The sequence below is a fragment of the Vibrio sp. 10N.286.55.E10 genome (assembly GCF_002872555.1).
Classification (GTDB): Bacteria; Pseudomonadota; Gammaproteobacteria; order Enterobacterales; family Vibrionaceae; genus Vibrio; species Vibrio crassostreae.
On sequence record NZ_MCSD01000003.1, the window covers coordinates 263,381 to 275,592 of the forward strand.

General features: G+C 44.4%; 12 protein-coding genes. 7 read left to right on the plus strand and 5 right to left on the minus strand.

Going from position 1 to position 12,212, the window contains the following annotated elements; all coding sequences use genetic code 11:
• Window positions 1-71: 71 nt before the first annotated feature.
• Complete coding sequence (gene bioA / locus BCV39_RS03045) at window positions 72-1,349, minus strand: adenosylmethionine--8-amino-7-oxononanoate transaminase (protein ID WP_102431575.1); 1,278 nt, start codon at window positions 1,347-1,349, stop codon at window positions 72-74.
• Window positions 1,350-1,511: 162 nt separating this feature from the next.
• Here bioA and bioB point away from each other — a divergent pair, with 162 nt between their 5' ends.
• The 4 genes from bioB to bioD are packed head-to-tail and all read left to right on the plus strand — an operon-like array spanning window position 1,512 to window position 5,198.
• Window positions 1,512-2,564 carry a biotin synthase BioB gene (gene bioB / locus BCV39_RS03050; protein WP_048609384.1) on the plus strand — a complete coding sequence of 351 codons (1,053 nt, stop codon included), beginning with the start codon at window positions 1,512-1,514 and terminating at the stop codon, window positions 2,562-2,564.
• The gene (gene bioF, locus BCV39_RS03055; protein WP_102431574.1) at window positions 2,551-3,714 is read left to right on the plus strand and encodes an 8-amino-7-oxononanoate synthase; all 1,164 of its coding nucleotides are present in this window, start codon (window positions 2,551-2,553) and stop codon (window positions 3,712-3,714) included. The genes bioB and bioF overlap by 14 nt, the downstream gene beginning before the upstream one ends.
• A complete protein-coding gene (gene bioC, locus BCV39_RS03060; RefSeq protein WP_102431573.1) occupies window positions 3,715-4,518 on the plus strand; it encodes a malonyl-ACP O-methyltransferase BioC in 804 nt (267 codons plus the stop codon).
• Window positions 4,515-5,198: a dethiobiotin synthase gene (gene bioD / locus BCV39_RS03065; RefSeq protein ID WP_048658306.1), complete on the plus strand. Its 684-nt coding sequence runs from the start codon at window positions 4,515-4,517 to the stop codon at window positions 5,196-5,198. The genes bioC and bioD overlap by 4 nt, the downstream gene beginning before the upstream one ends.
• Before the next feature lie 113 nt (window positions 5,199-5,311).
• Here the strand turns inward: bioD and BCV39_RS23095 are convergent, their stop codons facing one another.
• Window positions 5,312-5,479, minus strand: coding sequence for a hypothetical protein (locus tag BCV39_RS23095; protein ID WP_017078977.1), 168 nt, complete (start codon window positions 5,477-5,479; stop codon window positions 5,312-5,314).
• A gap of 277 nt (window positions 5,480-5,756) precedes the next feature.
• Here BCV39_RS23095 and htpX point away from each other — a divergent pair, with 277 nt between their 5' ends.
• The gene (htpX, locus tag BCV39_RS03070; RefSeq protein WP_048658307.1) at window positions 5,757-6,620 is read left to right on the plus strand and encodes a protease HtpX; all 864 of its coding nucleotides are present in this window, start codon (window positions 5,757-5,759) and stop codon (window positions 6,618-6,620) included.
• Window positions 6,621-6,906: 286 nt separating this feature from the next.
• Here htpX and purB read toward each other — a convergent pair whose 3' ends face one another.
• The 3 genes from purB to mnmA all read right to left on the minus strand — a co-directional run bounded on the left by purB (window position 6,907) and on the right by mnmA (window position 10,218).
• Complete coding sequence (purB, locus tag BCV39_RS03075) at window positions 6,907-8,277, minus strand: adenylosuccinate lyase (protein ID WP_017057059.1); 1,371 nt, start codon at window positions 8,275-8,277, stop codon at window positions 6,907-6,909.
• Between the two features lie 143 nt (window positions 8,278-8,420).
• A complete protein-coding gene (gene hflD, locus BCV39_RS03080) occupies window positions 8,421-9,038 on the minus strand; it encodes a high frequency lysogenization protein HflD (RefSeq protein WP_009848813.1) in 618 nt (205 codons plus the stop codon).
• 43 nt (window positions 9,039-9,081) lie between these two features.
• Window positions 9,082-10,218, minus strand: coding sequence for a tRNA 2-thiouridine(34) synthase MnmA (gene mnmA, locus BCV39_RS03085; RefSeq protein ID WP_017068076.1), 1,137 nt, complete (start codon window positions 10,216-10,218; stop codon window positions 9,082-9,084).
• A 204-nt stretch (window positions 10,219-10,422) separates the two neighbouring features.
• Here mnmA and BCV39_RS03090 point away from each other — a divergent pair, with 204 nt between their 5' ends.
• Window positions 10,423-10,692, plus strand: a complete 270-nt coding sequence (locus BCV39_RS03090) for a hypothetical protein (RefSeq protein ID WP_010439986.1) — start codon at window positions 10,423-10,425, stop codon at window positions 10,690-10,692.
• Between the two features lie 102 nt (window positions 10,693-10,794).
• Window positions 10,795-12,099 carry an inosine/guanosine kinase gene (locus tag BCV39_RS03095; protein ID WP_102431572.1) on the plus strand — a complete coding sequence of 435 codons (1,305 nt, stop codon included), beginning with the start codon at window positions 10,795-10,797 and terminating at the stop codon, window positions 12,097-12,099.
• Window positions 12,100-12,212: the final 113 nt, after the last annotated feature.

Genomic DNA, 12,212 nt, shown 5'->3' on the forward strand with positions numbered 1-12,212 from the left:
TGATTTATTATTGAAGATATATAGAAATAATCATCGCTCTTGTTCAGAACAATAAACGCATTATTTAATTACTATTTAAAGCAATGAGCATTTTGTAATGCAGTGTCGATAGCTGCGACCAATTGCTCAATATGTTGTGGTTCGCTAATAAACGGAGGCATCATATAAATTAACCTTCCGAACGGACGAATCCAAACACCTTGCTCAACAAAATGAGCTTGAATGGTTTCCATATCGACAGGTGTGTGTGTTTCAACAACGCCAATCGCTCCTAGCCAGCGTACGTCTTTTACAAGATCATGCTCTCGTAAAGGTGGCAGTAATTCAGAGAAGAGCTGTTCGATCTGTTGAGTCTGATTTTGCCAATCGCCTCGCTCTATGATCGACAAGCTTGCCGCACCGACTGCACAAGCTAATGGGTTCCCCATAAAGGTTGGCCCGTGCATAAAGCAGCCCGCTTCACCGCCACATACCGTATCAGCGACTTCTTTGCTCGCCAGTGTTGCTGAAAGGGTCATGTAGCCACCAGTCAGCGCTTTGCCAACACATAAAATATCAGGTTGAACATCGGCATGTTCACAAGCGAACAGTTTGCCTGTGCGGCCAAACCCGGTAGCAATCTCATCCAAGATCAGCAATACGTTGAATTCATCACACAGCAATCGAACCTGTTTTAGTAACTCAGGGTGGTAGATGCGCATACCGCCAGCACCTTGGACAATTGGCTCCAAGATCACGGCTGCGACTTCTTGATGATGTGTTGCTAGCTTTTCACGGAAGCTGTTTATGTCGTTAGCGTCCCATTGTTCCCAAAAACCTGTTTTCGGTGAATCTGCAAAAATATGTTCAGGCAAAAAGCCTTTGTAGAGGCTGTGCATCGAGTTGTCAGGGTCGGTCACTGACATCGCTGCAAAGGTATCACCGTGGTAGCCATCTCTGAGTGTGAGGAACTTCGAGCGAGGTTGTCCTTTGGCATGCCAGTATTGAAGCGCCATTTTAAGACTCACTTCTACGGCAACTGAGCCTGAATCGGCCAAGAATACATGTTCAAGATTACTTGGTGCTAGGTTGAGAAGCTTCTTACATAAATCGATGGCAGGCTGGTGGGTGATACCACCAAACATAACGTGTGAAACCTTATCTATTTGGCTATGAGCAGCGGCATTTAGCTCTGGATGATTGTAGCCGTGGATAGTTGACCACCAAGACGACATACCATCAATAATTCGTTTTCCGCCTTCTAATTCTAAGTAAACACCGTCTGCATTGGTGACTGGGTAGCAGGTCAGAGGTGTTAACGTTGATGTGTAGGGATGCCAGATATGCTGGCGATCAAAGGCGAGATCCATAGTAACTTCCATTCTTGGTGTGATTAAAAAATAATCAGATGTAAACTTTTGATATTATCAATGTGTTGACAGTCTAAAGCTTGTCGGTAGACTAGCCAAGCATAAATGCAAACTCTAGACGCAGAGTTGTAACATCAAAAAAATAAAAAAAAGGATCGACACGTGGAAGTTCGTCATGACTGGACAGTTGCTGAAGTAACAGCGCTGCTTGAAAAACCGTTTATGGATTTAATGTTTGAAGCTCAAGTCGTTCATAGACAGTACCAAGAGCACAACCACGTGCAGGTGAGTACGCTTTTGTCGATAAAGACAGGTGCTTGTCCTGAAGATTGTAAGTACTGCCCTCAAAGTGCTCACTACCGAACGGATGTCGACAAAGAACGCTTAATGGAAGTTGAGCGTGTTTTGGATGCAGCGCAAAAAGCCAAGAATGCGGGCTCAACTCGTTTTTGTATGGGCGCTGCATGGAAAAACCCGAAAGAACGCGATATGCCTCACCTAACTGACATGATCAAAGGTGTGAAAGGCATGGGTCTAGAAACCTGTATGACCCTGGGCATGTTAACGCCGGATCAAGCAGGTGAGCTAGCCGACGCAGGTTTGGACTACTACAACCATAACCTTGATACGTCTCCAGAGTTTTACGGCAGCATTATTACCACTCGTACTTACCAAGATCGTTTAGATACGCTATCTCACGTGCGTGATGCCGGAATGAAGATCTGTTCTGGTGGCATCATCGGTATGGGCGAAAGCACCAATGACCGCGCAGGCCTTCTTGTAGAACTGGCGAACCTTCCAGTACACCCTGAAAGTGTACCAATCAACATGCTTGTAAAAGTGAAAGGCACACCGATGGAAAACGTCGATGATGTCGAGTCTTTCGACTTCATCAAGCTGATTGCAATTGCACGTATTATGATGCCTATGTCTGCGGTTCGCTTATCTGCAGGCCGTGAGAACATGAACGAACAGATGCAAGCGATGTGTTTCATGGCGGGTGCGAACTCTATCTTCTACGGTTGTAAGCTACTGACGACGCCAAACCCTGATGAAGACACGGATATGCAGTTGTTTAAGAAGCTGGGTATCAACAGCCAAGAAGTGGCTCAAAAGCCAGACGAAATTCAAGAAAACGAACTGTTAGATCAAGTGGTGGAGCGCGTTGCGGCTCGTCCAACTAAAGATGACATGTTCTACGATGCCACTGTTTAAAGCTCGCATTAAAGAAGCCCTTGTTCATCGCCATGAGCAAGGGTTGACTCGCCAACTCAAGGTGCTCGAAAACAGCAATGGACCTTTGCTGAATAGCGAAGGTTCTAGTTTCATCAATTTTTCGAGTAATGATTATTTAGGCTTGGCGAACGATCCTGAACTGGTGGATGCATGGCAAACGGGTCTTTCACAATATGGAGCTGGAAGTGCGGCGTCGCCATTGGTTACAGGCTTTAGTCCTGCTCATCGAAATTTAGAGGCTCAACTGTGTGAATGGTTGGGCTTTGAACGTGCCATTCTCTTTAGCTCTGGTTTCAGCGCCAATCAAGCCTTGTTGTTCTCTCTTCTTGAGAAAGACGACTCACTGTTGCAAGACAAACTTAACCACGCTTCTTTGATGGAGGCGGGGATGCTTTCTCCTGCAACAATGAAACGTTTTAAGCATAACGATACGCAACATCTAGAGTCGCTACTGAGCCGTTCTCCACAATCCTTAGTTGTGACGGAAGGCGTGTTCAGCATGGACGGCGACCAAGCTCCTCTCAATCAAATATCTCGCCTGACCAATCAATACGACAGTTGGCTAGCGGTTGATGATGCCCACGGTATTGGCGTACTAGGTGATAAAGGGGCGGGGAGCTGTAACGCGGCACAAATAACGCCTGATATCTTAATTGTGACTTTTGGTAAAGCCTTTGGTCTTTCTGGAGCTGCGATTCTTTGTTCATCAGAAGTGGGTGATTACTTAACTCAGTTCGCTCGTCATCATGTGTATTCGACGGCAATGCCACCTTCACAAGCAGTGGCTTTGTCTCATGCGTGTCAGATGATTCAAACACAAGAGTGGCGTCGCGAGAAGCTAACCGAGTTAGGGGCTCTTTATGCAGAGCAGCTGAATGGCGTGAAAGGCTTTGTTGATACTCAGACTCCAATTAAGCCATTTGTGATAGGTGAAGCTCAGGCTGCATTATCTATAGCTGAAGAGTTAAAGCAAAACCAAGTTTGGGTGACCGCAATAAGGCCGCCAACCGTTCCAGCCGGAACCGCTCGATTACGAATCACGCTAACGGCTAACCACAGTCAGAAACAGATTCTTCAGTTAACCAGCTCGTTGCTTAAAGCAATAGAGCTAAATAATGAGGCTCAGTAAATGTCACAAGAAGCAGTAGTGCATGATTACATAGGCCAAGATAAAAGTGCGATTGCCGAAGCTTTCGGTAAAGCAGCAACAACCTATGATAAACACGCTGAGTTTCAGCGCGATGTTGGTCACCGGCTATTGGATAAGTTACCGAGCGACCTCTCAGGGTTAAAGGTGCTCGATTTAGGTTGTGGGACTGGCTATTTCTCCGAACAGATGGTGAAACGCGGTGCTGAAGTGGTATGCGCTGATCTTTCTGATGGAATGCTGCAAAAAGCAGAACAGCGCTGTGGCGCAAGTGTTTGTCTATATCAACAAGCTGATGCCGAACAATTACCGTTTGAAGATGGGTCTTTTGACATCGTTTTTTCAAGCCTTGCGTTGCAATGGTGTGACGATTTATCGTCGCCTTTGAGAGAAATGAAGCGTGTTGCTGCCGCTGGTGGGCGTGTTATTTTCTCAACTTTGCTTGATGGGTCACTGTTTGAGTTGAAAAAGTCGTGGTCTAAAATTGACTCACATCAACACGTTAACCATTTTATTACAATCAATCAGGTAAAAATTGCGTTAGCGCAATCTAGCTGTACAGCTCATCAACTAGACTTGCCCACCATCACCGTTTGGTACGACACTGCGTTTGAACTGATGCGCGACCTTAAAGGTATTGGCGCTAATCACGTAAGTGGTCGCTCACAAGGTTTAACAAGTCGTCGCATGTTGCAGCTTGTTGAACGGGAATATCGAGAGTTTAAAAACCATCAAGGTTTCTTGCCAGCAACATATCAAGTTTGTTTAGGGGTTATTCAATTATGATTGATGCATTATTTATTGCAGGTACGGATACCGAAGTGGGAAAAACTGTGGTTTCAAAAGCGATTCTTCAAGCTTTGGCCGCACAAGATCTATCAACAATTGGTTACAAGCCAGTTGCAGCAGGGAGTGAGAAATCCCCTGAAGGTTTACGTAATAGTGATGCTCTGCATCTTCAAGAAGCAGCGACGCAAGATATTGCTTACGAAGACGTCAACCCGTATGCGCTATTGTTACCGTCATCGCCTCACATCGCTGCTAAACATGACGGTGTTGTAATTGATGAAGCAGTATTATCAGCGAAGCTAGAACAGCATAAGCAAAATTCTGACATAGTTCTAGTTGAAGGTGCTGGTGGCTGGCGTGTACCGGTTTCAGATGATGAATATTTGTCTAGCTGGGTTAAAAAAGAGCAGTTGCCAGTAGTACTTACTGTGGGTATTAAGCTTGGTTGTTTGAGCCACGCTCTATTAACGGCAGAAGCGATTCGTGCTGATGGCCTAAACCTAGTAGGTTGGGTCGCAAACCGTATCAATCCGGGTACTGAGCACTACGCAGATATTATTGCGATGCTTGAAGATAAGCTAGGTGCGCCAAAGTTAGGTGAAATCCCTTACGTACCAAAAGCGAAGTCTAAGAACATTGGTAAGTACATTGATGTGCAGCCTTTGCTTGCGCTTTAATTATCACCTTATGTACTAAATAAGAAAAGGGCTGCGATTGCAGCCCTTTTGCTATTTTAAGCCTTTAGATCTTAAGTTGATAAACAACCGGTCTTTTAATAGAAAGCTTGGGATTAATGTTCTTTTGTCAGTCCCATTAAAGCTTGCTGTGTTTCTGTGATCTTTGTCTGTGCAGTTTGCGGTGTTAGGATTCCGATCTGCTTTTTCGCTTCTTCTTCAGTAATCCCTAGGTGACAGCACAGTAAATCGATAGCCATTTGAGTGTTAGTACCTTCAACCATGATTCTTCCCTTTTTGTACATGGACTAGCCAATAAATCATCTGAAGTCACTGTAAACGGATTGTTATATCGACACCATACGACTTAGGTCTAATAGACTAGATTTAATTCGGATATGGTCTCGTAATCAAATGTTGCAATTTAATGCTTAACCTTGTTTTCTTAATCTAAGACTATATGTATAAGTAAGTATAAGTCTTCAAGGTTGGAATCTATTGCTGTCTACCTTGTCTATAACAATAAGTTTTATAAAAACAGCTTTCATGCGGAGATAAGTAATGAAGCGAGTAATGTTGTTCCTTGCAACCAACCTAGCGGTTGTATTGGTTCTAAGTGTTGTTCTTAATATTGTATACGCAGTCACAGGTATGCAACCCGGTAGCCTCTCAGGCTTATTGGTGATGGCTGCGGTATTTGGTTTTGGCGGCTCATTCATTTCATTAATGATGTCAAAGAAAATGGCGCTACGCTCTGTAGGCGGCATGGTCATTGAAAGCCCGCGCAACGAAACAGAACATTGGTTGATGGAGACGGTAAGCCGTCAATCTCAACAGGTTGGTATTGGTATGCCAACAGTGGCGATCTACGACTCGCCAGACATCAACGCATTCGCGACAGGCGCTAAGCGTGACGATTCATTGGTCGCAGTATCAACAGGCCTGCTGCACAACATGACGCGTGATGAAGCTGAAGCGGTATTGGCTCATGAAGTTAGCCATATCGCGAACGGCGACATGGTGACAATGACTCTAATGCAGGGTGTTGTGAACACGTTCGTTATCTTCCTATCTCGTTTCATCGCCAACATTGTTGCGTCGAATGACAACGAAGAAGAGGGTGGCAGCAACATGATGGTGTACTTCGGTGTGTCTATGGTGCTGGAATTGGTATTTGGTTTCCTAGCGAGCTTCATTACGATGTGGTACAGCCGCCATCGTGAGTTCCATGCTGATGCAGGTGCTGCGCACTTGGTAGGTAAAGATAAGATGATTGCAGCGCTAGAGCGTCTAAAAGTGAGCCACGAGCCGCAATTAGAAGGTTCTATGATGGCGTTTGGTATTAACGGTAAGAAGTCTCTTACTGAGCTATTAATGAGCCATCCGCCACTAGATAAGCGTATTGCGTCTCTACGTAACATGTAATTTCTAATATGATTAGCCATCGCTAGTCGACAAGAAAAATCTAAAGGCTTCCTTCGGGAGGCCTTTTTTGATCTTGGCGCTTAAGATAACAAGTGTTGAGACATGAAGTATGAGATACGAGGTGTAGTTGTCGCTAGGTGATTAAATTGAATAAGCAGGGGGCGAGTAGATCAATTGGAGGAGGCTTGGTGTTCTTATGTTTACGATTCTTGTGTCGATAGATTTAATTCCGCGCAATAAAAAGGCTTCCACATGGGAAGCCTTAGTCTATTCTGCGATTCGAATCTTACAGCTTGTCAGTTAGCTCGATTGCTTGACCGATGTAGTTTGCTGGAGTCATCTCTTTCAGGCGAACTTTCTCGTCTGCAGGGATTTCAAGACCGTCGATGAATGCACGCATGCCTTCTCCATCTACACGCTTACCACGAGTTAGCTCTTTTAGCTTCTCGTATGGCTTCTCGATGCCGTAACGACGCATTACTGTTTGTACTGGTTCAGCAAGAACTTCCCAGTTTTTGTCTAGTTCAGCAAGTAGTGCTTCACGGTTAACTTCTAGCTTGCTAATACCTTTCAGAGTTGAAGTGTATGCAATGATTGCGTAGCCAACACCAACACCTAGGTTACGAAGAACTGTAGAGTCAGTTAGGTCACGTTGCCAGCGAGAAACTGGAAGTTTTTGTGCAAGGTGGCTAAATACTGCGTTAGCTAGACCAAGGTTGCCTTCAGAGTTTTCGAAGTCAATTGGGTTAACTTTATGCGGCATTGTAGAAGAACCGATTTCGCCAGCAATAGTCTTCTGCTTGAAGTGACCAAGAGCAATGTAGCCCCAAACGTCACGGTCGAAGTCTAGAAGAATCGTGTTGAAACGAGCAACCGCGTCGAATAGCTCAGCGATGTAATCGTGAGGTTCGATTTGAGTTGTGTACGGGTTCCAAGTTACGCCAAGAGATTCAGTGATGAACTCTTCAGAGAACTGGTGCCATTCAACTTCTGGGTATGCAGAAAGGTGTGCGTTGTAGTTACCTACCGCGCCGTTGATTTTCGCTAGGATCTCAACGCTTTCGATTTGCTTGTATTGACGTTCCATACGGTACGCAACGTTAGCCATCTCTTTCCCCATAGTAGAAGGAGAAGCTGGCTGACCGTGTGTACGAGAAAGAAGAGGAATGTCACGGTACTCGTTCGCAAGTGCTTTGATAGCATCAATTACGTTACGAATTTCTGGAAGAATCACTGTGTCACGAGCTTCTTTAAGCATAAGCGCGTGAGATGTGTTGTTGATGTCTTCAGAAGTACATGCAAAGTGAATGAATTCGTTAACTGCGTGAAGCTCAGGAACGCCCGCAACTTTCTCTTTCAAGAAGTACTCAACCGCTTTTACGTCGTGGTTTGTCGTGCGCTCGATCTCTTTGATACGCAGAGCGTCTTCTTCGCTGAAGTTAGCGGCTAGTTCATCAAGAAACTGGTTAGCTTCTGCACTGAACGCTGGTACTTCCTTGATTGCATCAGTAGCTGCAAGCTTTTGTAACCAACGAATTTCAACGATAGAGCGGTACTTTAGTAGTCCAAACTCACTAAAGATGCTGCGTAATGCAATAGTCTTACTTCCGTAACGGCCGTCTACTGGTGAAACAGCAGTCAATGCTGACAGTTCCATGGTGTTCTCCTGAATTGAGTTTTCTAAATTTTGAGAGGTTTATACCAGTAACAATCTCAATTGTCACGCACATTGCGCAATCGTTTGCGTGAGAGTTGTGTTGATACAAAAAACAAGCTCGCGACAAGGCGCGAGCTAATAAATTACATTCGAGCTAGTAGGATTTGAGCCTGCTCGATCATCTTCTTGCGACCGAAGATAAGGTGGCGGCGTTTACCACCAACCTGGCGCCATAACACAGCGCTTCGAATCCCTGATAGAAGCAGTGCGCGAACCTTATGTTGGCTCGAGGTTTGTTGAAGTACAGCTGGTGTGCCAGAAACCTGAATACGAGGGCCTATTGGGCTCACAACATCAAGGTAGATGCTCGCAAGGTTGCTGATCATTTGCTCGTCAAACAGATCAAAGTGTTCAGTTTGGCGCTCTGCAGTTTGAATGCGGTCACCAAGCTGAGACATAGAGTCGTTGCGAGAAGATAGCTTACGCTCAAGAGCCATCAAGCTGATAATGTAACGAGTAATATCGCTACCAGCTGGAGTACTATCGATACCTTTTACTAAGCACTCAAGGCCAAGCTTTAGGTTCGCTTCACGTCCAAATACGCCAACTGTATTTGCTGGGTTGGTATTTAAAATAGCACTGAGTGAAGCTTCGAAGGCATCTTTATCACAATGGCCGTCTTTCGCTACTTGTTGAACCAAAGCCACAGCTTGGCAAATTCCGGCGAAAGCAATAGTACGGTCATAAAGTGTATTAGCCACGTAGTAACTCCTAGTTGTCTTCTATCGTTTGTCGTTCGATTAGTTAGATGCGTTTTTCGATGATACCGCCACCAAGACATACTTCGTCTAGGTAGAACACTGCCGATTGACCTGGGGTCACAGCAATCTGAGGTTCATCAAAAATAACCTTAATGTTCTCATCATCAATTGGGATGATTGTACAAGGAATATCAGTCTGACGGTAACGTGTTTTTACCGTGCATGTCATAACTTCAGTAATTGGTGTGCGATTTACCCAATGAAGCTGAGAAGCGATCAAACCTTCTGATTTCAAAAGAGGGTGGTCTTTACCTTGTACTGCGATCAAAACATTACGCTTGAGATCTTTTTCACCAACAAACCATGGTTCTTCATTACCGCCGCCACCTTTAGTGCCACCGATATGAAGGCCTTTGCGCTGACCTAGCGTGTGGTACATCAAACCTTGGTGTTGACCAATCACTTGGCCTTCAGGTGTTTCGATGTTACCCGGTTGTGCTGGTAGGTATTTGCCTAGGAATTCAGTGAACTTACGCTCACCGATAAAGCAGATGCCTGTAGAATCTTTCTTCTTCGCTGTGATCAAGTCTTGCTCTTCAGCAATACGTCGCACTTCTGGCTTTTCTAATTCACCGACAGGGAATAGGCTGCGTGCCACTTGATCTGAGCTTAGCGTGTATAGGAAGTAGCTTTGGTCTTTGTTGCTGTCTAGACCACGTAGCATTTCTGGTTTTACGCCAGCATCAAGCTCTTCTTGAGTTGGGAAAGTACGACGAACGTAGTGACCCATCGCAATATAGTCTGCGTCTAGCACTTCATCCGCAAACTCTAAGAATGCTTTGAATTTGATTTCTTTGTTACAAAGGATATCAGGGTTCGGTGTACGACCCGCTTTGTACTCTTCAAGGAAGTACTCGAATACATTGTCCCAGTATTCCGCAGCAAAGTTGATCGTGTGTAGGTGGATGCCTAGTTTGTCACATACCGCTTGAGCATCAGCAAGGTCTTCAGCTGCCGTGCAGTATTCTTCGTTATCATCTTCTTCCCAGTTTTTCATGAAAAGGCCTTCTACCTGATAGCCTTGTTGCTGAAGAAGATACGCCGATACTGACGAATCTACACCGCCGGACATACCGACAATTACTTTCTTTTCGCTGTTTCCAGAGCTGATATCTGACATGTCTAAACACCGTTACTATTACTTGGTCGCAGATTCTAACAGAAAGAGAAACGCCGTGACAGATCCGAGACCGGAATCACAGTTTCATTTGCACAAATAGTGCGCTGACTTTGTTAGAGAATCGCATGAGAGCGAGGTGAGTCGCTAGGATGTCAGAAGTATATGTGGCATAGTCGCTCGAAATCCAAGACCTGAGATAAAAAAATGTCTGAACAAAATGAATTTATGCAAGAAGAAGAGCTGATTGAGATTATCGAAAACCAGCTTGAAGATGGCGAACCTGTAAAAGTTAAAGAGACGCTGATGCGTTTAATGATGACTGGTACTCCTCGTGAAGAGGCAATTGCGGCTATGGCATGTGCACTGGCAATTGAAGTCTTTGACGTTATGAAAAACGGCGCGGAGTTCAATCAAAAACGTTACGCAGAGCATTTGGGTATGCTGCCTGATCTGAGCTTTATGGAAGGCGAATAAAAAAAACCTTCAGCAAACGTTTGCTATAGTTTGAAAGATTGCCGCGTTAAATATAGCGCGGTAGAATCCGCCACCTATTTCCCCTTGACTTAGACTAGCCCTATGAAATTCCCTGGACAACGTAAATCAAAGCACTACTTTCCGGTTCACGCTCGTGATCCTCTAGTGAGCCAAGCTCAAAGCAGTAAAAGAATGTCACGCACTCATATTATCGGTATTGACCAAACATTGGTGGATATTGAAGCAAAGGTGAGTTCTGAACTTATTGAGAAGTATGGTTTGAGCAAGGGACATTCACTGGTTATTGGTGACGCAGCCGCTGAATCTTTATATCAAGAATTAAAAGAACAGAGCCTGATTACCAATGAATACGCTGGTGGCACAATTGGTAACACATTACACAACTATTCAGTGCTAGCGGATGACCGTTCTACTCTACTGGGTGTAATGAGCCAAGATATTAAGATTGGTAGCTACGGTTACCGCTATTTATGTAATACATCAAGCAGAATGGATCTGAACCATTTACAAGGGGTAGATGGCGCAATTGGTCGCTGCTTTGCATTAATTACAGAAGACGGTGAACGTACTTTCGCAATTAGCGAAGGACAAATGAACCAATTAAAACCAGAAAGCATTCCTGAAAAGATCTTCAAAAGTGCTTCTGCTTTAGTTTTAACGGCTTATTTAGTTCGTTGTAAGCCAGGTGACCCTATGCCTGAAGCAACAATGAAAGCGATCGAATACGCGAAGAAATACGATGTGCCTGTTGTTTTAACCCTTGGTACTAAATTTGTTATTCAAGATGATCCAGAATTCTGGAAAGATTTCCTTGAGCAACACGTAACTGTTGTTGCAATGAATGAAGATGAAGCTGAAGCATTGACAGGCGAGAGTGATCCGCTTGCTGCTTCAGATAAAGCGTTAGAGTGGGTAGACCTTGTTCTATGTACCGCGGGACCTGTTGGCCTATTCATGGCGGGTTACACGGAAGATGCAGCTAAACGTGAAACGTCACTGCCTTTACTTCCAGGTTCAATCGCAGAGTTCAACCGTTTTGAATTTAGCCGTCCTGCGCATAAAGATTTATGTGAAAACCCAACCAAAGTGTATTCGCATATTGCGCCATACATGGGTGGTCCGGAAAAAATCAAAAATACCAATGGTGCAGGTGATGCTGCTTTATCGGCTTTATTACATGATATGGCTGCGAATAAGTACCACAAAGAAAACGTGCCAAACTCAAGTAAGCACCAACATTCATTTTTGACCTATTCTTCTTTCTCACAAGTTTGTAAATATTCAAACCGTGCTAGCTATGAAGTGTTGGTTCAACACTCTCCACGTTTATCTCGTGGTCTTCCTGAAAGAGAAGATAGCCTAGAAGAAGCGTACTGGGAAAGATAAGTTACTTTCTTTAATCAGTAGTACTATCAGTATCAGTTAGTTTCTAATACTGATAGTACAAATATAAAAAAGGCTCCGAAAGGAGCCTTTTTTGTTTCTGAATATATTGAAGC

Bases quoted from the DNA above. Each gene is read 5' to 3' on its own strand.
- purB (WP_017057059.1), bottom strand. From the start codon at position 8,277: ATGGAACTGTCAGCATTGACTGCTGTTTCACCAGTAGACGGCCGTTAC.
- bioD (WP_048658306.1), top strand. From the start codon at position 4,515: ATGATTGATGCATTATTTATTGCAGGTACGGATACCGAAGTGGGAAAA.
- BCV39_RS23095 (WP_017078977.1), bottom strand. From the start codon at position 5,479: ATGGTTGAAGGTACTAACACTCAAATGGCTATCGATTTACTGTGCTGT.
- bioF (WP_102431574.1), top strand. From the start codon at position 2,551: ATGCCACTGTTTAAAGCTCGCATTAAAGAAGCCCTTGTTCATCGCCAT.
- BCV39_RS03090 (WP_010439986.1), top strand. From the start codon at position 10,423: ATGTCTGAACAAAATGAATTTATGCAAGAAGAAGAGCTGATTGAGATT.
- bioA (WP_102431575.1), bottom strand. From the start codon at position 1,349: ATGGATCTCGCCTTTGATCGCCAGCATATCTGGCATCCCTACACATCA.
- mnmA (WP_017068076.1), bottom strand. From the start codon at position 10,218: ATGTCAGATATCAGCTCTGGAAACAGCGAAAAGAAAGTAATTGTCGGT.
- BCV39_RS03095 (WP_102431572.1), top strand. From the start codon at position 10,795: ATGAAATTCCCTGGACAACGTAAATCAAAGCACTACTTTCCGGTTCAC.
- htpX (WP_048658307.1), top strand. From the start codon at position 5,757: ATGAAGCGAGTAATGTTGTTCCTTGCAACCAACCTAGCGGTTGTATTG.
- bioC (WP_102431573.1), top strand. From the start codon at position 3,715: ATGTCACAAGAAGCAGTAGTGCATGATTACATAGGCCAAGATAAAAGT.